Annotated in this window: 2 protein-coding genes; one reads left to right on the forward strand and one right to left on the reverse strand. The window is 54.1% G+C overall.

Annotated elements, in window-relative coordinates:
• The coding region (locus HX884_RS26235) for a hypothetical protein (protein WP_001676031.1) at positions 1–234 on the reverse strand (234 nt) is incomplete at its 3' end.
• A gap of 1211 nt (positions 235–1445) precedes the next feature.
• Between HX884_RS26235 and HX884_RS26240 the strand changes: the two genes are divergently transcribed.
• On the forward strand, positions 1446–1763 hold the full coding sequence (locus HX884_RS26240; protein ID WP_023224510.1) for a hypothetical protein: 318 nt from the start codon (positions 1446–1448) through the stop codon (positions 1761–1763).
• The last annotated feature ends 310 nt before the right edge of the window (positions 1764–2073 follow it).

The raw sequence follows: 2073 nt of genomic DNA on the forward strand, positions 1-2073 counted from the left end.
GCGGCGCGGCGCGCGCGGACGTGACCAGGCAAACTCGGACTGCTGCCGCTCATCCTCACGTAATGCACGCTGGCGGTCGGCGTAACGCTGCGACTCAATCTGCGCACGCGCTCTGTTCAGGACGATATGCCGGTTCGGCTGATTTAGCTTTTTGCCTGACGCTCTCTCAGCTGCGGCAATAGCATCATCAAGAAATTTTTTCTCTGCAGGTGTCAGGTTTGTCAGTCTGTTCATAGCATTCTCCCATCAGAATAACGCCGCACAGTCTGCCAGACACAGCAGAACCGATGAAGCGCTGGCGGTGCTGAAAGACAGCCAGAAACGGTGAACGGGAGCGGATTTTAATCCGGTGACGTGAGACGTTGGGCAAGCCGCAGGCGCGTCAGTGGTTTTAGCGGGTTTCGGGGCGCAGCCCTGAACCAGTCACGCAGCGCTAGCGGAGTGTATACTGGCTTACTATGTTGGCACGGATGCGAATACCAGTGAAGTGCTTCATGTGGCAGGAGAAAAAAGGCGGCACCGGCGCGTCAGCAGAATATGCGATACAGGATATATTCCGCTTCCTCGCTCACTGACTCGCTGCGCTCGGTCGTTCGGCTGCGGCGAGCGGTGCGGGCTTACTGGCGGGGCGGAAATTTCCTGGAAGATGCCAGGACGAAACTTAACGGGGAAGCGATAAGGCCGCGGCGAAGCCGTTTTTCCATAGGCTCCGCCCCCCTGACAAGCATCACGAAATCTGACGCTCAAATCAGTGGTGGCGAAACCCGACAGGACTTAAAGATACCAGGCGTTTCCCCCTGGTGGCTCCCTCGTGCGCTCTCCTGTTCCTGCCTTTCGGTTTACCGGTGTCATTCCGCTGTTATGGCCGCGTTTTCTCATTCCACGCCTGACACTCAGTTCCGGGAAGGCAGTTCGCTCCAAGCTGGACTGTATGCACGAACCCCCCGTTCAGTCCGACTGCTGCGCCTTATCCGGTAACTATCGTCTTGAGTCCAACCCGGAAAGACACGACAAAGCGCCACTGGCAGCAGCCACTGGTAACAGGATTAGCAGAGCGAGTTAATTTAGGTGGTGCTATAGAGTTCTTGAAGTGGTGGCCTAACTACGGCTACACTGGAAGGACAGTATTTGGTATCTGCGCTCTGCTGAAGCCAGTTACCAGGTTAAGCAGTTCCCCAACTGACTTAACCTTCGAAAAACCACCTCCCCGGGTGGTTTTTTCGTTTTCAGAGCAAGAGATTACGCGTAGAAAAAAAGGAACTCAAGAAGATCCTTTCTATGCTCAACCACCGCATGGCCCATAGCCGCGCTGGCCGTTGCCGGTCAGCTCCAGAATCCTCGACCAATATGGAACCTTGCCCCTCCCAAAATTCAACTAAAAAACCCTCATTTCCTGCCGATAAAATGGGTATTTCTTAACTATGCCTAAATAAATAAGGATAATTTTGAAAAAAATATTCATCCTATCGGCAGCGCTGATCATGGCAGGATGCGCAACAAAGCAATATCCACAGGCCGCGAACGTCACCGGTCCAGAATCTTCCGCAATGGATTGCAAAGCGGTAGCTCTGGAAATCGCCAAAACGCGCAGTGTACAACAAGAAATTGAGGCAACCGGCGAATTTGACGGGCGCACCGTATTAGGTTTCCTGGGTGATTTTGGGATAGGAAATGGCATGGCAAAAGGCGAAGCCCGCAAAAAAGCAGCTAACCGGCTAAATCAGCTGGAAGCCCTGAAGGCTGCAAAGTGTGCAGATCAATAAGGTACAAAAAAGCCCTGCGGGGCTTTTTTTGTACCTGCCAATCAGCTGGATTTACCATAACATCCGTTGTCTGCACTGCCTGAGAGGCCCTCAGCGCGTTTCTGCGGCCTGACAGCCGTTTCCGGCACCTTTCACCGCACCAACCCCTGAAAAACGCCCCTGATGATTTCTGCGCGTCTGCATGGCTATTCACAGGAGTGAATGGCGGGCAATTTCGGAGTGTCAGTACCACTAAACCGCCAAAAGGCGCAATCAGCGGCGCGGCGCGCGCGGACGTGACCAGGCAAACTCGGACTGCTGCCGCTCATCC

This window comes from Enterobacter sp. SECR19-1250 (genome assembly GCF_013391025.1).
In the GTDB taxonomy this organism is placed as follows: domain Bacteria; phylum Pseudomonadota; class Gammaproteobacteria; order Enterobacterales; family Enterobacteriaceae; genus Enterobacter; species Enterobacter cloacae.